The sequence below is a fragment of the Arthrobacter sp. Y3225209 genome (genome assembly GCF_059090685.1).
Genome location: NZ_JBNHFW010000008.1, coordinates 64688 through 88012 on the forward strand (window position 1 = coordinate 64688; position 23325 = coordinate 88012).

At 66.6% G+C, this 23325-nt stretch carries 17 protein-coding genes and 1 tRNA gene; 9 read left to right on the forward strand and 9 right to left on the reverse strand.

What is annotated here, in order from left to right; translation table 11 throughout:
• Positions 1–24 precede the first annotated feature (24 nt).
• Complete coding sequence (locus tag AC5RVB_RS06690) at positions 25–1002, reverse strand: NAD(P)H-quinone oxidoreductase (protein ID WP_227905091.1); 978 nt, start codon at positions 1000–1002, stop codon at positions 25–27.
• A gap of 62 nt (positions 1003–1064) precedes the next feature.
• Between AC5RVB_RS06690 and AC5RVB_RS06695 the strand changes: the two genes are divergently transcribed.
• Both AC5RVB_RS06695 and AC5RVB_RS06700 read left to right on the forward strand, forming a co-directional pair.
• Positions 1065–1152, forward strand: a tRNA-Ser gene (locus AC5RVB_RS06695).
• A 156-nt stretch (positions 1153–1308) separates the two neighbouring features.
• On the forward strand, positions 1309–2358 hold the full coding sequence (locus tag AC5RVB_RS06700) for an SMP-30/gluconolactonase/LRE family protein (protein ID WP_494142269.1): 1050 nt from the start codon (positions 1309–1311) through the stop codon (positions 2356–2358).
• 228 nt (positions 2359–2586) lie between these two features.
• Here the strand turns inward: AC5RVB_RS06700 and AC5RVB_RS06705 are convergent, their stop codons facing one another.
• Positions 2587–4398, reverse strand: a complete 1812-nt coding sequence (locus AC5RVB_RS06705) for a flavin-containing monooxygenase (RefSeq protein WP_494142270.1) — start codon at positions 4396–4398, stop codon at positions 2587–2589.
• Between the two features lie 203 nt (positions 4399–4601).
• Here AC5RVB_RS06705 and AC5RVB_RS06710 point away from each other — a divergent pair, with 203 nt between their 5' ends.
• Positions 4602–5090, forward strand: coding sequence for a MarR family winged helix-turn-helix transcriptional regulator (locus AC5RVB_RS06710; protein WP_494142271.1), 489 nt, complete (start codon positions 4602–4604; stop codon positions 5088–5090).
• The gene (locus AC5RVB_RS06715; protein ID WP_494142272.1) at positions 5087–5716 is read left to right on the forward strand and encodes a hypothetical protein; all 630 of its coding nucleotides are present in this window, start codon (positions 5087–5089) and stop codon (positions 5714–5716) included. The genes AC5RVB_RS06710 and AC5RVB_RS06715 overlap by 4 nt, the downstream gene beginning before the upstream one ends.
• 12 nt (positions 5717–5728) lie before the next feature.
• Here AC5RVB_RS06715 and galK read toward each other — a convergent pair whose 3' ends face one another.
• The 5 genes from galK to AC5RVB_RS06740 are packed head-to-tail and all read right to left on the reverse strand — an operon-like array spanning position 5729 to position 11327.
• The gene (gene galK, locus AC5RVB_RS06720) at positions 5729–6937 is read right to left on the reverse strand and encodes a galactokinase (protein WP_494142273.1); all 1209 of its coding nucleotides are present in this window, start codon (positions 6935–6937) and stop codon (positions 5729–5731) included.
• The gene (gene galT, locus AC5RVB_RS06725; RefSeq protein WP_494142293.1) at positions 6934–8028 is read right to left on the reverse strand and encodes a galactose-1-phosphate uridylyltransferase; all 1095 of its coding nucleotides are present in this window, start codon (positions 8026–8028) and stop codon (positions 6934–6936) included. The genes galK and galT overlap by 4 nt, the downstream gene beginning before the upstream one ends.
• Before the next feature lie 48 nt (positions 8029–8076).
• Entirely contained in the window at positions 8077–9039 is a 963-nt protein-coding gene (locus tag AC5RVB_RS06730; RefSeq protein ID WP_494142274.1) for a carbohydrate ABC transporter permease, read from the reverse strand.
• A 1-nt stretch (position 9040) separates the two neighbouring features.
• A complete protein-coding gene (locus AC5RVB_RS06735) occupies positions 9041–9994 on the reverse strand; it encodes a carbohydrate ABC transporter permease (protein WP_227905066.1) in 954 nt (317 codons plus the stop codon).
• 10 nt (positions 9995–10004) lie between these two features.
• The gene (locus tag AC5RVB_RS06740; protein ID WP_494142275.1) at positions 10005–11327 is read right to left on the reverse strand and encodes an extracellular solute-binding protein; all 1323 of its coding nucleotides are present in this window, start codon (positions 11325–11327) and stop codon (positions 10005–10007) included.
• A gap of 177 nt (positions 11328–11504) precedes the next feature.
• Between AC5RVB_RS06740 and AC5RVB_RS06745 the strand changes: the two genes are divergently transcribed.
• The 4 genes from AC5RVB_RS06745 to AC5RVB_RS06760 all read left to right on the forward strand — a co-directional run bounded on the left by AC5RVB_RS06745 (position 11505) and on the right by AC5RVB_RS06760 (position 20058).
• The gene (locus AC5RVB_RS06745; RefSeq protein WP_227905064.1) at positions 11505–12503 is read left to right on the forward strand and encodes a LacI family DNA-binding transcriptional regulator; all 999 of its coding nucleotides are present in this window, start codon (positions 11505–11507) and stop codon (positions 12501–12503) included.
• 153 nt (positions 12504–12656) lie between these two features.
• Entirely contained in the window at positions 12657–14549 is a 1893-nt protein-coding gene (locus AC5RVB_RS06750; protein ID WP_494142276.1) for a glycoside hydrolase family 2 protein, read from the forward strand.
• Between the two features lie 84 nt (positions 14550–14633).
• Entirely contained in the window at positions 14634–15200 is a 567-nt protein-coding gene (locus AC5RVB_RS06755; RefSeq protein WP_494142277.1) for a septum formation family protein, read from the forward strand.
• Positions 15201–15561: 361 nt separating this feature from the next.
• On the forward strand, positions 15562–20058 hold the full coding sequence (locus AC5RVB_RS06760) for an ExeM/NucH family extracellular endonuclease (protein ID WP_494142278.1): 4497 nt from the start codon (positions 15562–15564) through the stop codon (positions 20056–20058).
• 151 nt (positions 20059–20209) lie between these two features.
• Here AC5RVB_RS06760 and AC5RVB_RS06765 read toward each other — a convergent pair whose 3' ends face one another.
• Complete coding sequence (locus AC5RVB_RS06765; protein ID WP_227905058.1) at positions 20210–21319, reverse strand: carboxylate-amine ligase; 1110 nt, start codon at positions 21317–21319, stop codon at positions 20210–20212.
• A 178-nt stretch (positions 21320–21497) separates the two neighbouring features.
• Between AC5RVB_RS06765 and AC5RVB_RS06770 the strand changes: the two genes are divergently transcribed.
• Positions 21498–22337, forward strand: coding sequence for an alpha/beta fold hydrolase (locus AC5RVB_RS06770; protein WP_494142279.1), 840 nt, complete (start codon positions 21498–21500; stop codon positions 22335–22337).
• Between the two features lie 67 nt (positions 22338–22404).
• Here AC5RVB_RS06770 and AC5RVB_RS06775 read toward each other — a convergent pair whose 3' ends face one another.
• A complete protein-coding gene (locus AC5RVB_RS06775) occupies positions 22405–23325 on the reverse strand; it encodes a DUF2382 domain-containing protein (protein ID WP_494142280.1) in 921 nt (306 codons plus the stop codon).

Below are 23325 nucleotides of genomic sequence, written 5' to 3' on the forward strand. Positions count from 1 at the left end.
GCGGCCGCCGTCGTTGTCCTTCCGCTAGACGGTCAGCAGGATCTTGCCGGTGTGTTGTCCGGAGTCGAAGTACTCGTGGGCAGCGGCTGCCTCAGCCAGCGGGAAGGTGCGGTCCACCAGCGGGCGGATGGCGCCGGAGGCGAGCAGCGGCCAGACGTACTGGCCCACGGCAGACATGATGGCGCCCTTTTCCTCCACGGGGCGTCCGCGCAGGGTGGTGCCGATGACGGCGGCCCGCTTGGCCATCAGCTGGTTCAGGTTCAGCTCGGCCTTTGCCCCGCCCTGCAGGCCGATAATGACCAGGCGTCCGGCGACGGCGAGCGCGTCCAGGTTCCGCTGCAGGTATTTGGCGCCCACCACGTCCAGGATGACGTCGGCTCCGTGGCCGTCCGTCGCTTCCCGGACCGCTTCAACAAAGTCCTGTTCCTTGTAGTTGATCAGCACCTTCGCGCCCAGCGACTCGGCCAGCTCCAGCTTTTCAGCGGATCCTGCGGTGACGATCGGGACGGCGCCGAACGCGGCAACCATCTGGATGGCCATGGTGCCGATCCCGCCGGAGGCACCGTGGATGAGGACGTAGTCCCCTTCCTGTACGGCGGCGGCCATAAAGAGGTTGGAGAAGACGGTTGCGGCGGTTTCCGGCAGCGAGGCTGCGGTGACCGCGTCGATGCCGTCCGGCAGGGGCAGGACCTGGACGGCGGGTACGGCCACCTGTTCGGCGTAGCCGCCGCCGGTCAGCAGGGCGGCTACCTCGGTGCCCACGGCCAGTCCCTCCACGCCCTCCCCCAGTGCGGCGATCCGGCCGGAGACTTCCAGGCCGGGATATTCGGAGGTTCCCGCCGGGACCGGGTAGTGCCCCTGGCGCTGCAGCACGTCTGCACGGTTGATGCCGGCGGCAATGACATCAATCAGCACTTCCCCGGGCCCGGCTTCGGGCGCCGGGACATCCTGCACTTCCAGGGCCTCGGGGCCGCCGGGTGTTCCAATAACGATGGCTTTCATGCTGTCCTTCCTGCTTTGGGGAATTTTGGTGATTTCATCCCTTCTGCCAGACTACATAGTGAGGAAGGTTGTCCGAGCGGCCGATGGAGCTGGTCTTGAAAACCAGTGTGCGGTAACCCCGTACCAAGGGTTCGAATCCCTTACCTTCCGCACAGACACACCGGAAGCGGTCCCGTCACGGGGCCGCTTCCGGTGTTTAAGGCTCCGTTTAAGGGCTCCGTTCCGGGCGGCAGGGCACGGACTAAATAACTTAGGCTGGTCTTAAGTAATCGAGTCCGCAGTCCCCCACCACGTCGGAGCCGCAGTATGTCCCACCATCTCCAGCCCATCTCATGGAGGAAGCCGGCCGGCCTGGCCGCCCTCACCCTGCCCCTTGCACTCACCGGATGCGCCGCCGGCAACGATCATGATCAGCCGGCGTCGGGCATCGGCATGCACGGGGTAGAGGAGCGCACCGCCGAGCGCGTGGTCCAGGTCAGCTCCGTCCATCCCGAAACCGGCATGACCCTCATCGAAGGCCCGACCTTCGGGCCCGACGGCGGCCTGTTCGTTGTCGATGTCACCGCTCCGGCCGGCGACGCGAAGGTGATGCGGGTGGATGTGGAGGAGGAGTCCGTTTCCCCGGTCTACACCGAGGGCAACGGCGCCTACACCTCGGCGCAGTTCAGCCCGAAGGACGGCCGGATCTACCTAACGGACTTTGCCGGCGGAAAGATCGACAGCATCACCGCCGACGGCAAGGACCACAAGACCTTCTTCACCGGCGACGTCGACGGCGCCCCCATGCGCCCGGACGACCTCGCGTTCGACGAGGAGGGCAACCTCTTCGTCAGCGACTCCACCGGCTACGCCGATCCGGCGTGGGAAGCACAGGGCCGCGTGGTGCGGATCGACAAGGACACCGCGGAGGCCACCGTCCTGGCGGAGAACCTTGCCGCTCCGAACGGCATCTCCTTCAGCGAGGATTTCAAGGCGCTGTGGGTCAGCCAGTACATGGACAACCGGATCGACTACCTGGTGCTGAATGAGGACAAAACCGAGGTCGCCACGTCCCACCCCGGCATGCACTTCGACGGCGGCACGAGCCAGACGGATTCCAACGCCGTGGACGCCGACGGCAACGTGTACCAGGCCGTCCACGGACAGCCCCGCATCTTTGTCTACAGCCCCGAGGGCGAACTGCTCTCCACGGTCACCGTCCCCACCGACGACGCCGACGGCCTCACCTCGGCCACCAATATCGCCATCAAACCCGGCACCACCGAGGCCTACCTGACGGCCAGCGGCCCGGACGGCGGTTTCATCTATGAATTCGACGCCCTCTCCACCGGCATCCGCCAATCAAACGGCGGCTAACCTCCACCCAACTAAAGGCGGCAACCTAGGACGCGCTGGCGGGGCCTGTTTTGTTGCCTGCCCCGGTGACGTACCGCCGTAGGGGCCTGGCGGAGGCGGCTTTAATATTCCAAGCGAGCTCTGCGAGCTCTGGAATTTCGTTGCCGCCGGAGCCAGGCCCCGCAGGCGGGGCCGAGCAGGCGGGGCCAAGGCTGCCAGGCCCCGCACACGGACCAGGACAAAGAGGCGCTAAACCTCAGTCACGAGCACATCCTCGATGAACTCCCCGCGCCACTGCTCCAGCATCCGGTGGAACACTACCGGCCCCGGGCTGAAGGAGAAGCTGACGGGCGGCGGGTTACCCTCGCGGTTGTAGTAGCCCGGTGTGCACTCCGCGGCGAACTTCCGGTTGTCCGCCGCAGTGCGCTGGATGGTTTCCCCCCAGGCCGCTTCGGCTTCGGCCGTCGGTTCGATGTACTGGGCACCCACCTCGCGTGCCTTGCCGATGACGGCGGCAATATGGTTCGCCTGTTCCATCAGGATGTGCACGAAGTTCACCGAGTTGGCGTTCTGCAGCGATCCGAGGTGGAACAGGTTCGGGAAGCCGTGCGTGTAGAAGCCGTGCAGGGTCCGCGGTCCGCGCCCCCAGGCTTCCAGCAGGGTCTGCCCGCCGCGTCCGGTCACCGGCATGGCGCCGGAAGTGACACCTGAGACGCCCACCTCAAAGCCGGTGGCGAAGATGATGCAGTCCACCTCGTATTCCTCCTCGCCCACCACGACCGCGTTCTCCTTGATGCGGCTGATCCCGCCGAAGTCCGCGGTGTCCACCAGGGTCACGTTGGGACGGTTGAAGGTCTCCAGGTAGTAGTCGCTGAAGGCCGGGCGCTTGCACATGTAGCGGTACCAGGGCTTGAGCTTTTCGGCCGTCTCCGGATCGGAGACTTCCTCATCCACACGGGCGCGGATGGCGTTCATTTTCCGGAAATCAACAAGCTCGTCGAGCCGTTCGCGTTCTTCCGCGGAAACGGACGTGTCGACGGCGCCGCTGATCATTTTGCGGTGCAGCTGCGGAACCGAGGTCCAGCCGTCCCGGGTCAGGTCCTCCTCCACCGGCTCCCCGGACACCACGGCCAAGAAGTTCTCCATCCGTTCCTTTTGCCAGCCCGGCTGCAGGGAAGCCGCCCAGGCGGGATCGGTGGGCCGGTTGTTCCGGATGTCCACCGAGGACGGTGTGCGCTGGAAGACCACCAGCTGCTCGGCGTCGCGCGCCACCATGGGGACCACCTGGATGCCCGTGGCACCGGTGCCGACCACCGCCACTTTTTTGTCCGCCAGCCCGGTGAGGTTGCCGAACTGGTCTCCGCCGGTGTAGCCGTAGTCCCAGCGGCTGGTGTGGAAGGTGTGGCCTTTGAAGGAGTCGATGCCCGGGATGCCCGGGAGCTTTGGCTGCGTGAGCGTTCCGGAGGACGTGATCACAAAACGGGCCCGCATGGAATCGCCGCGGTCGGTGGAAACAATCCATTCCAGTGCCGCCTCGTCCCATACCAGCCCCGTCACCCGGGTGTGGAAGACGGTGTCGCGGTACAGGTCGAAGCGCTCCGCAATGGCCACGGCATGCCGGCGGATCTCTTCCCCCGGAGCGTAGCGTTCGCTGGGGATGTAGCCGACTTCCTCAAGCAGCGGCATGTAGACGTAGGACTCAATGTCGCAGCGGATGCCGGGGTAGCGGTTCCAGTACCAGGTCCCGCCGAAGTCTCCGGCCTCGTCCATCATCCGGATGTTTTCGACGCCGGCCTGCCGCAGGCGCGCTCCGGTCATAAGCCCGCCGAAGCCGCCGCCGATCACCAGTACCTCCACCGAGTCGCTCAGCGGTTCCCGCTCCGTGCGGGGAGTGTAGGGGTCCGTGGCGTAGTAGCCGAATTTCCCCTTGGCCGGCTGGTACTGGGAGGCTGCGTCCGGGCGGATGCGCCGGTCCCGTTCTGCCTTGTATTTGGCCCGGAGGGCCTCAACGTCCAGGCCGTCCGACAGGTCCCGTTCATTTGCGGGCGTTTGATAGCTCATTTGTTTCCTTACGTCGCTTGCGCGCCCGGGAGGCACAGCGGAGCAAGGAAGACGAACGACGCCGGGGCGCGCGGGAATGCAGCTTGCTCCCCCTACGCCAACCGGGAACGCCGGTATTACGTTCACCGCCTAAACGGTTAGCCTCACCCTAACTAAATTGGCTGAGTGTTTGCTGACTCCGGTGCTGCGGCTACGGTGAACTCATGAGCGACGGAAGCGGCGGCACAGGCAACGAGCAGCAGGAACGCGAGCGAATCCTGCGCGACCTCGAAGACCTCGCCGATTCACTGCAGTCCTCATCCGTACCCACCTTTCTTGACCCGCTGCTTTCCACGGACCTGACGGTGCGCCAGCTGAAGGTGCTCACCATCCTGGTCACGTCCGAGGAAGGGGCCACCGGGCGGGGATTATCGGAGTCCTTTGGCGTCTCGATGGCCTCCATGTCCGGGCTGATCGACCGCCTCGTCGCGCAGGGCGTAGCGGTGCGTTCGGAGGATCCCAGGGACGCACGGGTGCGCCGGGTGAAGGCCACGGAGCTGGGCCGCAGCGTGGTCCGCAGGCTCGTCTCGGGACGTCCGGAGCTGAACTTCGACATTCTGGCCAAGCTCGCCCTGGAAGACCTCCGCGCGCTGGAACAGGGCATGCGTGCCGTTGACGCCGAGGTGAACCGCGGGACGGACTCACCAAGATGATCACCGTCCCGCCGGCGCTGATCGCAGGTATCAGCCGGCTGGTCCAAGCGGCCGGGCTGGTGGCCCTGGCTTACCTGCTTGGCCGCTTCCGTGACGCCGGGACCTTGGTCTATCTGGGCGGAGGAATCGGGTCGGGCCAGCTGCGGCTGGTTGCCCTGGCCGGAGCCTGGGGGTTCCTGCTCGGATCGTCGGTCGCGATGGTTCCCTGGTTCAGCGGCCTGGTCCGCCACGGGGTGTGGCGATGGTCCGCCGGTATCCTCGGCACAGCCGCCAGTTGCCTCGCGTTGGCACTGCTGGCCGGGTACGGATTCATTGCCCTCCTGAGTTCAGGGCCAGGCTATGAAAAAGTGTCGGCCCCGGCGGGGGAACATACACTGCTAATCAACAACCGGAGTTTCTTGCTGCTCGGGACGCATGTCGTATATGAACAGCAGCACGGACCCGTTTACGTCCTCCGGGACACCGTGCTGACAGATGACGGCTACGATCCGTTCGGCACCGGGGCATTTTCCGTGCAGTGGGGACGCGACAGCGCAACCATCTCCTACGCTGTGCAGTCACCGGTCGAGGAGGGCGACGCAGCTCCCCGGGACGGCCGGGCCGTCATTCCCTTCGGGCCCGGGTAACCCCGAGGCAGCTTAGAGCCGCCCGGCGCCGGCGGCGGGCAGGACGGTAAACAGTGCCGGTTCCTTCCAGCCTTTGTCCTCGAAGGCTGCACGCACGGCCGCCCGGACCTCGTCCTCGGCCTCAGCCCGGATCAGGGCTATGGCCGAGCCACCGAAGCCGCCGCCGGTCATCCGTGCCCCCAACGCACCGGCCGCGAGCGCTGCGTCCACAGCCAGGTCCAGCTCCGGGCAGGAAACCTCGAAGTCATCCCGCAGTGAGGCGTGGGAGGCAACCAGCAGCCCGCCGATGCCGTCCACGTTTCCGCGGCGCAGTTCCTCGACCACGGCCAGTACCCGCTGGTTCTCGCCCAGCACGTGGCGCACCCGGCGCTGAACCTCCGCATCCAGTCCGGAGAGGTCCGCATCGGCTGCCACATCCCGCAGCGAGTCCGCGCCGAGGGCTGCCGCGCCGCGTTCGCAGGCGGACCGGCGGGCGCTGTAGCCGCCGTCGGCATGGCTGTGCGCCACCCGGGTGTCCATCACCAGCACCTCCAGCCCGTGGTCAGCCAGCGGAAGCGGCACGTTTTCGGCGTCCAGGGAGCGGCAGTCCAGGAACAGGGCACCGCCGTCCTGTCCCATCAGTGAGGCCGACTGGTCCATGATCCCGGTGGGGGCGCCGACAAACTCGTTCTCGGCATACTGGGTCAGGCGGGCCATCCCGGGCCGGTCCAGGCCCAGGCCCAGCAGGTCATTCAGCGCCACGATCACCGCTACCTCCACGGCGTGGGAGGAAGAGAGCCCGGCACCCACCGGGACGGTGGAATCCAGCAGCAGGTCAAAGCCGGGTACGGAAACCCCGGCACGTTGCTGCAGTGCATAGACCACTCCCGCCGGATAGCTGCCCCAGCCCTCCGCGGCTCCCGGCACCAGGCCGCCGGTCCGGAACCGCGCGTGCGAGAGCCCCCGGCCCTTCTGCCCATAGGTGGAGGCGAGCCGGACGACGTCGGCCTCGTCCTCCGGATCCTGGTCCGGCCGGCGCAGCCGCACGGCGACGAGGGCACTGCGGTCGATCGCGAAGGGCAGCACAAAACCGTTGTTGTAATCCGTGTGCTCCCCGATCAGGTTCACCCGCCCCGGTGCGCGCCACACGCCGTCGGGCTCCTGGCCGTAAACCTCGGCAAACCGCCGGGACAGGCTTTCCGCGCGGTCCTGCAGCGGTTCGGCGTTGACGGCGGCGCTCATGCGCGGACCTCCCGGAGTTTCGCGGCGGTCTGTTCCGCGGTGGTGTCATTGATAAAGGCGCCCATGGCGGCTTCGGAGCCGGCCAGGAACTTCAGTTTGTCTGCGGCCCGGCGCGGGCTGGTCAGCTGCAGGTGCAGCCACCCGGCCTCCCGGTCCGCAGCGGTGACGGGAGTCTGGTGCCACGCCGCAATGTAGGGGGTGGGAGTGTCATACAGTCCGTCCACGCGCTGCAGCAGGTCCAGGTACATACCGGCGAGCTCGTCGCGTTCGGCACCGGACAGTGCAGCGAGGTCCGGCACCTGGCGGTGCGGCACCAGATGGACTTCCAGCGGCCAGCGGGCGGCATAGGGGACATAGGCGGAGAAATGCTCGCCCTGCAGCACCATCCGGTCCCCGGCCTCGGTTTCGGCGCGGAGCAGCTCGCCCATGAGCGGCTGCCCGTGGTCTGCCAGGTGCCGGCGGGAACGTTCGGCCAGCCGCGCCGCATACGGGGCGGCGTACGGGTAGGCATAGATCTGTCCGTGCGGGTGGTGCAGGGTGACGCCAATGTCCTGGCCGCGGTTCTCGAACGGGAACACATGCCGGATGCCGGGCAGTGCGGAGAGCTCCGCGGTGCGCTGCGCCCAGGCCTCCACCACCGTGCGGGCGCGTTCATACGGCAGCTGCCCGAAGGAGGCGTTGTGCTCGGGGGTGAACACCACCACTTCGCAGCGCCCGAACGCGGGCTCGGGGGCGCCCCACAACCGGGCGCCGTCGTCGTCGGCCGGCAGTTCGCCCAGGGCCGGGCCCAGGGACGGAAAACGGTTTTCAAACACAACGACGTCGAAGTCCCCGGCCGGGATTTCGGAGGCCCGGGTGTCCGTGGACGGGCAGAGCGGGCACTGGTCCGCGGGCGGCAGATAGGTGCGGGACTGCCGGTGGGCAGCCACGGCCACCCATTCCCCGGTCAGCCGGTCGAAGCGGACCTCGCCGTTGCCGGAACGGGGATCGAGCGGACGGGCATCGGAGACCTCGTCCACCGGCCGGCCGCCGCGGTCCGTGAAGAACAGCGATTCGCGGCCGTCCGCCAGCTGATGGCGGCGGTGGACGATGGGCAGTGCGGCATTTTCCTGCCGCGCTGCCGGGGACGTGCTGGACACTTACTGGCCTCCCATGCCGGATGTCGCGAATCCGCGGATGATGTGCCGCTGGAAGAGCATAAAGACGATCAGCAGCGGCAGCGCACCGATCATGGCGCTCGCCATTTCGGATGCGTACTGCACACCATAGGCATTCTTCACCGTACCCAGCCCCACGGGGATCGTCATGATCTCCGGGGAATTGGTCACGATGAACGGCCACAGGAAGTTGTTCCAGGCACTGATGAACACAAAGATCGAGACCGCCGTGAGGATTGACCGGGAGAGCGGCAGCACCACGGAGAAGAACACCCGGAAGTCACTCGCCCCGTCCAGCCGGGCAGCTTCCTCCAGTTCCACCGGAATCTGGTCGAAGAAGTTCTTCATCACAATCACCATCAGCGGCATCACCACCTGCGGCAGGGCAACGCCCAGGAGCGTGTCCGAAAGCCGCAGGGCAATCATCTGGTCAAACAGCGGAACAATGAGGATCTGCGGCGGCACCATCAGCGCGGCAATGGTCAGCACGAACAGCCAGCGCCGGCCGCGGAATTTCTGCCGGGAAAAGGCATAGGCGGCCAAAGCGGAGATGATTACGGTAATCACCGTGACCAGGGTGGAGACCAGGACAGAGTTCCAGATCCACAGGGGGATGTCTCCGGCGGCCAGCACGTTGCGGTAAGCGTCCGCCGTCCACCCGCCCTCGGGCCAGAACTGCAGCGGCGCAGCCGAAACATCGGCCTCGGATTTGAAGGACGAGAGAACGGCCCAGACCATCGGCAGTGCCCAGAGGGCAGCCAGGACGGCCACCACGGTGTATGCCGCAACCCGGCCTTTCCTGCCGGGGCCGAGGGTCAGGGTGCGCAGGTGTTCGGCTTCCCGCTTTTTCTGGGCCCGGGCGCGGGCCCGGGCCTCGACGTCGGACCCCACGGGTTCCCGGCCGGAGCCGGCCGGGGCGGTTGCCGGTGTTGTGGACGTAGCCATGTCAGGAGTCCTTCCGCTTCGCGAACCACATCTGGACCAGGGAGACCAGAACAATCAGCGCGAAGAATATGTAGGAGGTCGCGGAGGCGTAGCCGAGCCGGTATCCGGTGAAGCCGGCGTCGTAGATGTACTGCAGGATGGAGCGGGTGGCGCCGTTGGGCCCTCCGGCGGTCAGCAGGAAGATCTGGTCAAAGACCTTCAGCGAGGCCAGTGCCTGCAGCAGCACAATCAGCCCGGTGGTGCTTTTCATCATGGGCAGCGTGATGGAGAACAGCCGCCGCCAGGTGCCGGCCCCGTCCAGCTGGGCCGCCTCATAGAGGTGGTCCGGGATGTTCTGCAGGGCGGACAGGTAGAGCAGGAAGTTGAAGCCCACCGTCCACCACAGGGTCACCAGGGCTATGGACCACATGGCCACCTGGTCATCGCTGAGCCAGCCGACCTGGCTGATGCCGAAACGGTCCAGCAGGCCGTTGATGAGCCCGAAGTCGTTGGTGAAGAGGAAGGCCCAGATGGCAGTGACCACGGAGACCGGCAGCAGGAACGGCGCGAAGAAGGTCAGCCGCCACAGCCACTGGCCCTTGAGCCCGGTGTACACGAGGTACGCCATGGCGAAGGAAACCAGGATCAGCGGCACCGAGGAAATGACCGTGAAGAACAGGGTGTTGCCCAGGCTGGACCACATCTGCGGGTCGGTCAGGGCCTCCGAATAGTTGGCGAACCCGGCAAACGAGGATTCGTCGTTGACCAGGGACCGGTTGGTAAGGCTCATCCAGAGGCCGTAGATAATCGGCCACACGAGGAAGACTGCGAAGAAGAACAGATACGGGGCCAGGAACCAGTATCCGGTGCGGGACGGGGCCGGCTGCTTACCGGGGCGCCGCCGGGGCGCAAGGCTTGTTCCGGCTGCGGCGGGCGGACGGGGCGTGCTGGCGGGACTGTTGGTGGTGGTGGTCATGGCTGGTTCCTCACGCAGTCGGGTTCGGGGCGGCGAGGAAACGGTCCATGGCGGAGAGCATGCCGCCGACGGCGTCCATTGGTTTCTTCAGTCCGCGGAAGGCATCGGCAAGGGCCTGGGACATCTGGTTCTGGAAGTCGGTGCCTGCCCCCGCGAACCATGCGGGCGGGTCAAACACCACATTGGCACCGGCGGCAGCGTAGTCGGACTGCGGCCGCAGGTCCCGGTATTCGGCGGTGTCCTGGGCGGGGAGGTAGGCGGGGATGTGCCCAGCCGTGCCCCACTGCGGTCCGCCGTCCCGGATGACCGAGGTGACGAATTCGTAGACCGAGCGGCGGTGTTCCGCCGTCATGGACCGCTGCCGGGGCAGCACGTAGCTGTGTGAATCGGCGTACGCGGCGGGGGTCCCGAACATGGTGGGCATCGGCATGGCACCGAGGTTGGGGACGGCAGCGCTGAGGCCGGCGACTTCCCAGACGCCCGAAAGGATCATCCCGACCCGTCCGCCGTTGAAGGCCGCCAGGCCGCCCTCATAGTCCAGGTTGTCCGTCAGGGCCTTGCCGTCCATCCAGGACGCCACGGATCCGATCACCTGTGCGGCTTTGTCCTCGTCCAGGCCGGCTTTCCCGCCCGGCTCGAGGCTCCACTCGCCGCCGGTCTGCCGGTACAGGCCCCAGAACAGCCGCCAGGCCTGCGCGGTGTCCATGAGGTAGCCAAAGCTGATCCCGTATCCGCCGGTGGCTTCTGCGAGTTTGGCCCCTACTTCCTGCAGCTGCTCCGGGGAGGAAATGTCCATGGTCCCGTCGCTGGCCAGTACCCCGGCACGCTCGGCCAGGTCCTGGTTGAAGAAGGAGATGAAGGGGTGGGTGTCCAGCGGCAGCGAGTACAGCTTGCCCTCGTACTGGCAGGATTCCCACACTGCCGGCGCGAAGTCCTTCTCGCTGACACCCAGCTCTGCCAGCAGGTCCGTGTCCCACGGTTCCAGGAGGCCGCCGGGCGCGTAGCCGGGCATCCGTGACAGGTGCATGATGGCGGCGTCCGGCGGCTGCTGGGAGGCCGAGCTCATGGCGAGCTTGGTGTAATACGGCGAGCCCCAGGAAAGCGTGGTGGGCTCAACGCTGAGCTCGGTCCGTTCCTGGATGTCCGCGATGATGCCGCGCATGTTGGCGCCGTCGGATCCCTGGAAGGGATCCCAGACGGTCACCGGTGTCCGGCTGCCGCTGCCCGCGCCCGGGCTGCCGCAACCGGCCACTGCACCTACGCCGGCTGCCGTGACGGCAGCGGCCAGCGCTCCCCGCAGGAACTGCCTGCGGTCCGGATATCTGGTGTTCATCCTGCTCCATTCCTGGCCGTCGGTGCTGGCTCATCGTTGAGGACAGACTCTGTGGTGAGCTGAACCACATGACGTGGATTCTAACGTTAGCAATCCGCAACCGTCTACTCTTGGTGTCGAAGCAATGAAATACCCGGCCCGGAACCTCAGGGTCCAACAAGGGAAGGGAACCGGCCAGTGAAGCGTGTGGGGATCAAGGAAGTCGCTGAGCGTGCGGGGGTGTCCTGGAAGACCGTCTCCAACGTGATGAACAACCGCCCGGTAGTGCACCCGGAAACGCGCGCCCGCGTCCTGCAGGCCGTGGAGGAACTGGGCTACACGCCCAACCTCATCGGCCGCCAGCTGCGCCAGGGCTCCACCCGGGCCATTGCCCTGGTGGTGCCTGATCTGCACAATCCCTACTTCGGTGTGCTGGCCCAGACCCTCGAGCATGCGGCCAAGCAGCGCGGCTACACCATCTCCATTGAAATCTCCGGCGGCACGGTGGATATCGAACAGCATTACCTGCATGGCTGGCACGGCCGCCTGTTCGACGGGCTGATCTTCTCGCCGTCGGCCGTGACCGCCGAGGCCATCGCCAAACGTACTGATCCCACGCCACTGGTACTGCTGGGCGAACGCATCATCAGCACCGATGTGCCCCACGTAGCCATCGACAATGTCGCCTCCAGCGTGGACCTGGTGCGTCACCTGGTGGAGGGCGGACGACGCCGGATTGCCTTCCTGGGCGCGGACAGCACCGGAGGCATCTCCACCGGAAGCCAGCGGTTCGAAGGGTACAAGGCGGCTCTGCGGTTTGCCGGACTGCCGTACGACGCAGCCTTGGTGGCGGCCACCAACTCGTGGTTCCGCCAGGACGGCTATGACCTCGCACAGCAGATCCTGGCCACCCCCGGGGTGGATGCCATTGTCTGCGCCAATGACCTGCTCGCCGTCGGCGCCCTGGCAGCAGCCCGCGACCTCGGCCGGCAGGTTCCCTCCGATCTGGCGCTGGTGGGCTGGGACAACATCGACGAGGTCAGTTACACCTCCCCCGGGCTGACTTCGGTGGCCCCGGACCTTCCGGCCCTGGCCGAGGCCGCACTGGATTCGGTTCTCGGGGAGCTGGCCGGCGAGGTGGTCATTCCGCACCGCCTGATGGAGCGCGAATCCTCCGCGCCGGCAGTCCGGGCCTGACTCGCCTCCTCCTCAGCCCCCTCGGCCCGCCCTGCCTGCGCCGGCCCTGACGGAGTCTGCTGGGCAGAAAGAACCAAAAATTCTAACGTTGCAATATTGCGGCCCCTGCGGTTGACTGGGATCACAATTTTCACGCCGCCCGAAGGATGTTCCATGACCCTCCCCGCGTTTGACCCGCCCGTAACCGCTACGGATATCCCCCGCCCCGAACACCCCCGACCGCAGTTCGTGCGGAAAAACTGGGTGAACCTCAACGGCACCTGGGACTTCGAAATTGACCGCAGCGACTCGGGACTGGACCGCGGCCTGCTGGAACGCCCGCTCAATGCCTCCATCACCGTGCCCTTTGCCCCCGAGGCAGAGCTCTCGGGCATCGGCGACACCGATTTTATGGATGCCGTCTGGTACCGCAGGACCATCACCGTTCCGGCAGACTGGGCCGGCCTGCGGCCGGTCCTGCACTTCGGCGCCGTGGACTATGACGCCACGGTGTGGGCCAACGGCACCGAAGTTGCCCGGCACCGCGGCGGTTTCACCCCCTTCGACGCGGATCTTTCCGGCATTGCGGCGCCGGGCGACGACGTCGAAATCACCGTCCGTGCCCGTGACCTGCACGGTGAAGTCCAGGCCCGGGGCAAGCAGGCCACCTGGTATGCCAACACGCACTGCCAGTACACCCGCACCACAGGAATCTGGCAGACGGTCTGGCTGGAAGGGGTCCCCCGCACGGCGGTGAACCGCATCCAGGTCACCCCGAACCTGGCCGGCCGCAGCTTCTCGGTCACCGCACCGCTCAGCGCCAACCTGCCCGGCGGCACGCTGACGGCCACCCTCACCGACATGAACGGGCGCACGGTCGCGGAAGCATCCGTGGGCACTGCCTATGACCTGGCTCCGTCCCTGGTGCTTACGGTTCCGGCTGAGGATGTCCGGATCTGGGATGTGGGCGATCCGCAGCTTTACGGCCTGGAAATCTCCCTGCGCACCGGAGACACCGAAGTGGACCGGATCAGCAGCTACACCGCGCTGCGGTCGGTTGGCATTGACGGCAACTCCTTCCGCCTCAACGGCCGCCGGGTATTCCAGCGGCTGGTCCTGGACCAGGGCTACTGGCCGGAATCGCTGATGACGGCGCCCTCGGACCAGGCCCTGATCGACGACATTGAGCTTTCCCTCGCTGCCGGGTTCAACGGCGCCCGGCTGCACCAGAAGGTCTTCGAAGAGCGGTTCCTCTTCCACGCGGACATGCGCGGCTACCTGGTCTGGGGCGAGTTCGGGGACTGGGGCGTCTCCGGCCAGGGCCCGATGGGCGCCAACCAGAAACCGGATGCCTCTTTTGTCTCGCAGTGGCTGGAAGCGGTGCAGCGGGACATCAACCATCCCTCGATCGTGGGCTGGTGCCCGCTGAATGAGACCCACCAGGTGCTGCATGACCGCATTACGGTGCTCGACGACGTCACCCGCGCGATGTTCCTGGCCACCAAACTGGCTGACCCGTCCCGCCCGGTCATCGACGCGTCCGGCTACTCGCACCGCGTGCTGGAGACCGATGTTTACGACTCGCACTCCTACGAGCAGGATCCGGAGGCCTTCCGCACCGAGCAGCAGGGCCTTGCCGAGGGCAGGCCGTTCCTGAACCGGCCCGCCACGCTGGGTGAGATCGGCCTGCCGCACGGACAGACCGAGTACTCCGTCCCGTACGCCGGCCAGCCTTTCTTCGTGTCCGAATACGGCGGCATCTGGTGGAACGAGCATGAAGCCGCCGAGGCGGAGCAGGAGCGCAAGGCCGTCGGCAGCGACCAGGCCGATTCCTGGGGGTACGGCGACCGTGTCCGGTCCGAGGAGGAGTTCTACGCCCGGTTCGAGGGCCTGACCAACGTCCTGCTCGATGACCCGAACATGTTCGGGTACTGCTACACGCAGCTGACGGACGTCTTCCAGGAAAAGAACGGCGTTTATGACTTCAAGCGGGGCCAGAAGTTCGACGTCGAGCGGCTGCGCAAAATCCAGCAGCGGCCGGCCGCCTACGAGGAGCGGACTGACTGAGGCACACCTGCCATAGGCTGTACGCATGGTTTTCGGCCGCCACGGGGGTGGGCCGCGACAACCGCCATCCAAGGAGTCTCACCGATGAATTCCCCGAAGACCTTCCGCCTGCGCGGACTGGTCCTCTCTGTCCTGCTCGCCGGCCTGCTCAGCGGCTGCACCGGTTCCGACGGAGGGGAGCGTGAATCCGCATCCCCCGCCCCGTCGGTCGAGGCAGACGGGCGGACCGCCTCGGCGTCGGCCTCTGAACCGGCCGCGCCGCCGGTTCCGGCCCGCAGCGTGGACGCGACAGAGCTGGCCCTTGGTGACTGCTTCTCCAATCCGCCGGCGGACGAGGAGCAGGCACAACTCACCGAAGTGGACGTCTTCCCCTGCGACCAGCCGCACGAGCAGGAGGTCTACGCGCTGACCACGCTGCCTGCCGGCGAGTTCCCGGGCGAAGACGCCGTGGACACGGAGGCGCAGGAATTCTGCTCCGCCGAATTCGAAGGGTACGTGGGCCAGGCCTTCGGAAGCTCGGAGCTGGAAGCGGCCTACATTGTGCCCAGCCTTGAATCCTGGCAGTACGCCGACGACAGGGAAATTGTCTGCACGGTGCTGGGACCGATGGGTGAGCCCTCCTCCGAATCCTTCAGGGACGCGGACCGGTAGGGCGATCCTGCCACCCGCAAAAGCGCTGCCGTCCGCGGGGACGGCAGCGCTTTTTTACTGTCCGGGACGTACTCGGACTCCGGAAGTGGAAGTGGGGGCGGGAGCCAGTACACTGTGCTGGCAATCACTTTCTGTCATCCTGGGGGGCTGGCAGTATCGGCTGGCCACCGTGCCCTGCAACGTTGCAGGACACCTCACGGTCATCTGGTTGTAACCTGCGTCATTTAGCGTCATTCCGTACCACCCGCCACCACCGCCGTCCGTCCGTCACGGAGCCGGACAGCATCACTTGCGCTACCCCCTTGCCGCACCGCGCGGCCATGACCCGTCGGCCCGCACGGCCGACCAAGGAGTATGAGGCATGAGACCTTCAACCTGGAAGGCCGTGCTGGGAACAACCCTCTCGGCCGGCCTGCTCGCCGCGCCGCTGACCGCGTTCCCGGCTTACGCACAGGACGGCAAAGCTGCCGTCCCCGGCATCATTATCAATGAGGCATATTTGTCCGGCGGCAGCGCCAATGCCCCGTTCAACACGAAATTCGTTGAGCTCTACAATCCCACCAGTGAGCCGGTGAGCCTGGACGGCTGGTCCCTCCAGTACCGCTCCTCCGGTGCCACTGCAGCTCCCACCGGTATTGGTGCGCTCTCGGGCAGCATCGCCCCCGGCGGCTACTACCTGGTCTCGGGCGCCAGCAACGGCACCACCGGTGCAGCACTTCCTGCCGCTGACGCCACCATCGGAGCCAGCTTCTCCGGCACGGCCGGCACCCTGATCCTCTCCAACCAGTCCACCCGGGTGGATCCCCTGCCCACCGGCTCGGTGACCGCCGCCCCCGGCGTCGTCGACCTGCTCGGCTACGGTGCCTCCAACACGTTCGAGACTGCTGCGGCCGGGGCACCGGCGGGCAATTCCGATCCGAAGTCACTGAACCGCACCGGCTTCGCAGACTCCAACAACAACGCCGCGGACTTCACGCTGAGCACCGCCGTCACGCCGACATCCTCCGCAGGTACGGTCACCCCGGAACCGACACCGACACCGACACCCACACCGACGCCGACGCCGACGACACCGGTTGAACCCGGCGCGGTGGTTCCGATTGCCGAGATCCAGGGCACCGGAGCTGCCAGCCCGATGATCGGCCAGTCCGTCACCACACGCGGCAAGGTCACCGCGGTGTACCCCACCGGTGGCTTCAACGGGTATTACATCCAGACCCCGGGAACCGGCGGAGACCTTGATCCCGCTGCGCACGCCGCGTCGGACGGCATTTTCATCTTCTCCGCGGCCACGGTCGGCCAGGTAGCCGCAGGCGACTACGTCGAGGTCACCGGCACCGTGGGCGAATACTTCGAGCTCACCCAGCTCACAGTTGCCGCCGGCGCCATGACCAAGCTCAGCGAGGCCGCACCGGAGGTCAAGCCCGCAGCGGTGGCCTGGCCCGCCACGGACGAAGCCCGCGAAACCCTGGAGGGCATGCTCCTCGCCCCGCAGGGGGACTTCACCGTCACCGACAACTTCTCCCTGAACCAGTACGCCGAAATCGGCCTCGCCGCCGGCACGTCCGCGCTGGTCCAGCCCACCGCCGTGGCCGCCGTCGGCACCGCGGAACACGCCGCAGTCGTGGCCGACAACGCCGCCCGGGCCGTAAAGCTCGACGACGGTGCCAGCACCAACTTCCTCAACGCGGCCAACATGGACAAGCCGCTGCCCTACCTCACACCCGAAACCCCGGTCCGGGTGGGCGCGGCAGCCACGTTCAGCACCGGTGTCATCCTGGACTTCCGCAACAGCGCCTGGAAGTTCCAGCCGCTGACCGAGCTGACGCCCGCCAACGCCGCGTCGGTCCAGCCGGCGTCGTTCTCCAACACCCGCACCGCTGCGCCCGAGAGCGTGGGCGGCAACCTGAAGCTGGCCTCCTTCAACGTGCTGAATTACTTCACCACCACCGGAGACAGCCTGACCGGCTGCACTTTCTACAATGACCGCAGCGGAGCTCCCGTAACCGTCCGCGGCGGCTGCGATGCCCGCGGCGCCGCCAACGCGGCCAACCTGGAGCGCCAGCAGGCCAAGATCGTGGCCGCCATCAACGCGCTGGGCGCCGACGTGGTCTCGCTGATGGAGGTGGAGAATTCCGCCAAGTTCGGCAAGGACCGCGACGATGCACTCTCCCGCCTCGTGGCCGCACTGAACGCCGAGGCACCGGGCACCTGGGACTACGTCCGCTCCCCCGCGGCCCTGCCCGCGGACGAGGACGTGATCCGGACCGCCTTCATCTACCGCACCGGCACGGCAGAGCCGGTGGGCGAATCCACCATCCTGGACAACGAGGCCGTCTTCTCCAACGCCCGTGAGCCGATGGCGCAGGCCTTCCGGCCCGCCGGCGCTGACGAGGGTACCGAGATCCTGGCCGTGACCAACCACTTCAAGTCCAAGGGCTCCGCCCCGGCCTCGGGTGAGAACGCCGACACCGGGCAGGGCGGCTGGAACGCGGACCGCGTCCGGCAGGCGCAGGCACTGGTGGACTTTGCCGGCACCGCCTCGGAGGCAGCCGGCACCGACAAGGTCTTCCTGCTCGGTGACTTCAATGCCTACCACGCAGAGGACCCGCTGAAGGTCCTCACCGATGCGGGCTACGTTGACCTCGGTGCAACCACCGGCAAGCACTCCTACGCCTTCGGCGGCACAGTCGGCAGCCTCGACCACATCCTGGCCTCCCCGGCAGCCAATGAAGCGGTCACCGGCACCGATATCTGGAACATCAACTCGGTGGAGTCCGTGGCGCTGGAATACAGCCGCTACAACTACAACGCCACTGATTTCTACGCCGCTGATCCCTACCGGGCCTCGGACCATGACCCGATCCTCGTGGGAATGAACCTCACCGCCGAGGGTACGGACACCTCCACCCTCAACCTGCTGAACATCAATGATTTCCACGGACGCATTGATGCCAACACCGTGCCCTTCGCGGGAACGGTCGAAGAGCTGAAGGCCGGCGCGCCGGAAGGCAGCTCGCTGTTCCTCTCCGCCGGCGACAACATCGGCGCCTCGCTGTTTGCCTCCTCGGTACAGCAGGACGCCCCCACCCTTGACGTGCTCAACGCCCTCGGGCTGCGGGCCTCCGCCGTCGGCAACCACGAGTTCGACGCCGGTTTGGAGGACCTCACCGGACGCGTGGCTTCGGCAGCTCAGTTCCCGTACCTGGGCGCCAATGTCTACACCAAGGGCACCACCACTCCCGCCCTGCAGGAGTACGAGATCATCGATGTGAACGGCGTGCAGGTTGCCATCATCGGCGCCGTCACCGAGGAGACCGGCACGCTGGTCACCCCGGGCGGCATCAGCACCATCGAATTCGGGGATCCGGTCGAGGCCGTCAACCGGGTGGCGCAGCAGCTCGAGGAACAGGACCTGGCCGACGTCATCATCGCCGAGTACCACGAGGGTGCCGGCAGCGGCACTCCCGACGGCGCGGACCTGGAGCAGGAACTGGCCGCCGGCGGGGCGTTCGCTTCGATCATCAACGACACCACCGAACTGGTGGACGCCATCTACACCGGCCACACGCACAAGCAGTACGCGTGGGACGCTGCCATTCCGGGCGGCGACGGCAAGACCCGTCCCGTGGTGCAGACCGGCTCCTACGGCGAATTCGTCGGCCAGATCAAGCTCGAGTACAACGCCGAAACCGACGAGGTGCTTTCCTACACCGCGTCCAACGTGGCACGTACCACCACTGCTCCCGCCGAGCTGGTAGCCACCTACCCGGCCGTTGCCGAGGTGAAGCGGATTGTCGACGCCGCCCTGGCCTACTCGGCCGAAATCGGCAACCAGCCGATCGGGTCCGTCACCGCGGATATCACTACGGCCTTCGTGGGCACCGCCCGCGATGACCGCAGCTCCGAGTCCACGCTCGGCGGGCTGGTGGCGGATTCGCTGCTGTCCACGCTCTCTTCGCCCGAACGCGGCGGCGCCGAAATCGGTGTCACCAACCCGGGCGGCCTGCGCGGCGAGCTCTACTACGGTGAGGACGGCGTGATCACCTACGCCGAGGCCAACGCCGTACTGCCCTTCGTCAACAACCTCTGGACAACCACGCTGACCGGCGCCCAGCTGAAGACGATGCTGGAGCAGCAGTGGCAGCCGGACGGCAGCTCCCGGGCCTTCCTGGCGCTCGGCCTGTCAGACAACATCACCTACACCTTCGATCCGGACCAGCCGCGGGGCTCACGGATCCAGAGCGTGACCGTCAACGGTGCCGCCCTGGATCCGGCCCGGGACTACCGGGTGGGCACCTTCAGCTTCCTGGCCCAGGGCGGAGACAACTTCACCGTCTTCCAGGAAGGCACCAACACCCGCGACACCGGCCTGGTGGACCGGGATGCCTGGATCAGCTACATCTCGGCCAACAGCCCGCTCTCCCCGGACTTCGCCCGCCAGGGCGTAGTGGTCAAGGGAGCACCAACCACGGTGAAGGCCGGAACCGCAGCAACCTTCACGGTTTCCCAGCTGAACCTGACATCTCTGGGCAGCCCGGCCAACACCTCGCTGGCCGTCAGCTTCGTGAACGCCGCCGGCACCGCAACTCCGCTGGGCACCGCGCCGGTCAACGCAGGTTCGGCGTCCGTCACGGTGACCGTACCGGCGTCGGCCTCCGGAACCGGAAGCCTGGTGCTGACGGCTGCCGGATCCGGCACCACGGTCACCCTGCCGGTAACGGTGGAGAAACCCACCCCGCCGGCACCGGTCTGCAAGGCGCCCACGGCACCGAAGAACTGGTGGGATGTCCGCGGCTGGGTCCGCTACGCCGTCGAGCTGGCGCAGTACGTCCTGTGCCTGACCGGACGGCGGTAAACCCCGCCCTGCGCTGAGTCCCGCCCTGTCCTGAGTATGGGACAGGGCGGACAGCACAACACAGGAAGCGCCGCTCCGGATATCCGGGGCGGCGCTTCCTGTGGTTGCGGGACGTGTTGGCCCGGGACGTGCGGGTGTTTCCGACGCCGGCTCAGGTACGGTGGCGTTCGAGCAGCGGCGCCGCGCTGAGATTGCTGAGACGAACGGCGTCGGACACCACCGCCGCCAAGCTGCCGGTGCGCGCAAACACGGCACGTTGCCGGCGGGCCCCGGTCCCGCGGCCCAGCACCTGCCGGCCCAGGGATTCCACCAGGGCCACTTCGCCCTGCTCCTCCAGTACCGGCCGGACGTATTCCAGCAGTGTTTTCGCCACGGTGGAGTTGTCCGCAATGGCGGCGCCGAGCGGGTCCACCAGTTCCCCGTCCAGACCAAACCGCCCTGCCCGCCATGCGGCCAGCCGCAGCAGGCTTTCCGGGACCTCACGCGGCTGCGCCCCGCTCCGCCATTCCCGGGCAGCTGTTTCCACCAGCGCACGCACCAGGGCGGCTAACAGGACGGCGTCATCCGGGTACAGGCAGACATCAGCTATCCGTACCTCAACGGTGGGGTGGCTGCGGCTGAGCCGGGCATCAAAGTAAATCTGTCCATGGTCCATGGGAACCTGGGTGGCCAGCAGGTCACCGACCAAACGGTGATAATTCCCTGCTGAGCCGAAGACCGGGTACGGTCCGGCCATCGGCCACCGGCTCCAGACCTGGGAACGGTAACTGGCGAAGCCGGTATCCATACCGTTCCAGAACGGGGAATTGGCACTCAGTGCCGCGAGCAGCGGAAGCCAGGAGCGGATCCGGTCCAGAACCGCCACGCCCTCCTCATCGGATTCCACCCCCACGTGCACGTGGCACCCGCAGGTGAGCTGTTCCCGGGCAATCTGCGCGAACCGCTGCTCCATACCGGCGAAACGGCTGCCTTCCGTCAGGGTGGGCAGGCAGGGCAAGGGAGACGTAGCAAGTGCCGCAGCCCGTGCTCCGGCCGCTGACGCGGCCGAGTCGGCGAGCGCCCGGCAGGCAATCAGGTCCGCAGCGAGGGTATCCAGGGCCAGATGCACACGGGTACCCGATTCGATCTGTTCCTGCTTGAACTCCGCCGTCAGCTGTCCGTCCGCCGGGGCCGACGCGCAGATCACCGGCCCCACCGGCAACGGCACGCCGGTGTCGCCGTCGACCAGGAGGTATTCCTCTTCAATCCCGACGGTGCGCATAGCTCCGCCCTTCAGTGGTGGATGCGGCGGGCCGTTGCTTGACCCGGAGCCCAACTGTAAGTCGGCTGACGATATCGGGCAAATACTCTGGCGTGGCAGCTGCTACCGGCTAGGGTGCTGGAATGAGTGTCCACACTGAGGCAGGCAACCGGTGACGGCGGCGGAACGGCGGAGTACGGTGCGCAGCAGGGGCGCCGATCTGGCGGTGTTCGAGTACGGGCCCCCGCCCACTGCGGAGAACCCGGCGCTCCTACTGGTGCACGGGTACCCGGATGATCATCATGTGTTCGACGCCGTAGTTGAGGCACTCGCTGCGGACCGGCATGTGATTACGTACGACACCCGGAATGCCGGAGCCTCACGCGTGGATACCGAGGAGACGGCGTCCTACCGGCTGGATCTGCTGGTGGAGGATCTGTACGCGGTACTGGACGCCACCGGAGCAGGCAGCGTTCATCTGGCCGCCCATGACTGGGGTTCAATCCAGGGCTGGGCCGCCCTGCAGGATCCACGCGCCGAGGAACGCATCCTCAGCTACACCAGCGTTTCCGGCCCGGACCTGGGACATGTCCGGAACTGGCTGGCGTCCCGGGTTCGGACTCCCCTGCGCTGGCCGCAGGCGCTGGAACAGGTGCTCCGCAGTTCCTACGTGGCGGCCTTTCAACTGCCGGCCGTCCCGGAGGCGGCGTGGAAGTACGTGCTGACCTCGCGCTATGAAAAACGGTCAGGGCGGAGCATCGGGGATAACGCCATCCGCGGACTGCAGCTTTACCGGGCCAATATGTTATCCGGGTCCACCCCGCCCATGGGCACGTATGCCGGTCCCGTGCAGGTGATCGTACCGCTGGAGGATCCTTTTATCTCTCCCCTGCTGGCCTCCGGTCTGAAGGACCGTTTCCCCAAAGTTGAAGTAGTGGCAGTGGATGCCGGCCACTGGTTCCCGGAAGACAACAGTGCCGAGTTTGCACGCCTGCTGGATCGGTGGATCCGGTCGCATCCAGAGAGAAGTACCCGCTAACGCATGGCAGCGGCAGGCCTTCCGGCTGCCGCTGCCATGTTGCGTCTATGGAGGTGCTTAGGAACGGCTACGAGCGGTGACGCCCTTCCGTCCCGTGGCCGCCCTCGCCTTCCATTTCGATCTCTTCCTTGCTGACGTCCTCGCTGACGGTGGCCTCTTCGGTCACGGTTTCGGTGTCCAGCCGGACCCGTTCCACCGGAACGGTGTCCTTCTGTACCACCGGTTCCTCAGCGTGGAGGGTAACCTCGTGTTCCTCTTCGCTGATGGCAGGCCCATCCATTGCCGCGTCACGGTTGGCGTCGGTAATCGGCTCGCGGCGAAGCCTGGGCTCCTCGTGGCTCACCGGGACCGTCTTGGTGACGTTCTCGGTGGTGACATATTTCCGCAGGCGCGCCCGTCCGGATTCCCGGCTCTGCTTGCCCACCCGCAACTGTTCCTCTGACCGGGTCATCGCATCATCGGTGGTGGGACCGGAGGTGTCATGGCCCACCTTGGGTGCGTGCTGACCGCTGGACCGCCCGGACCCATCCACACCGGAGTGCGTTCCTGCGGAACCCGAGGTGCCGGACGAATCCGCCTGCATTCCCCCGGAACCCGAGGTGCCGGACGAATCCGTGTCCGTTCCCGCAGAGCCGGAGGTACCGGACGAATCCGTACGATGGCCGGTCGAGGAGGTGCCAACGGAGTAGTAGCTGTAGAGCTCGTCCTGCTCCTGTTCGCTGATGTGCCCGTCCTCGTCCACCCGCGGCGCATCCTTGACCATGCTCTTGGAGTACGGCACCCGGACTACTGAACCTTCCAGGGTGGCGTCCGCCAGGGGAACAAAGGTCTCTGAAGACCCGAAGAGGCCGGTCTTGGTGGTAACCCAGGCTGGCTGCCCTGTTTCATCGTCCAGGTAGACCTCTCCGGCGGACCCGATTTTCTCGCCGTTGGGGCCTTCGACCGTCCCGTGGTTCAGGATGGCGTCGATTTGTTCGGTGGTGATCAC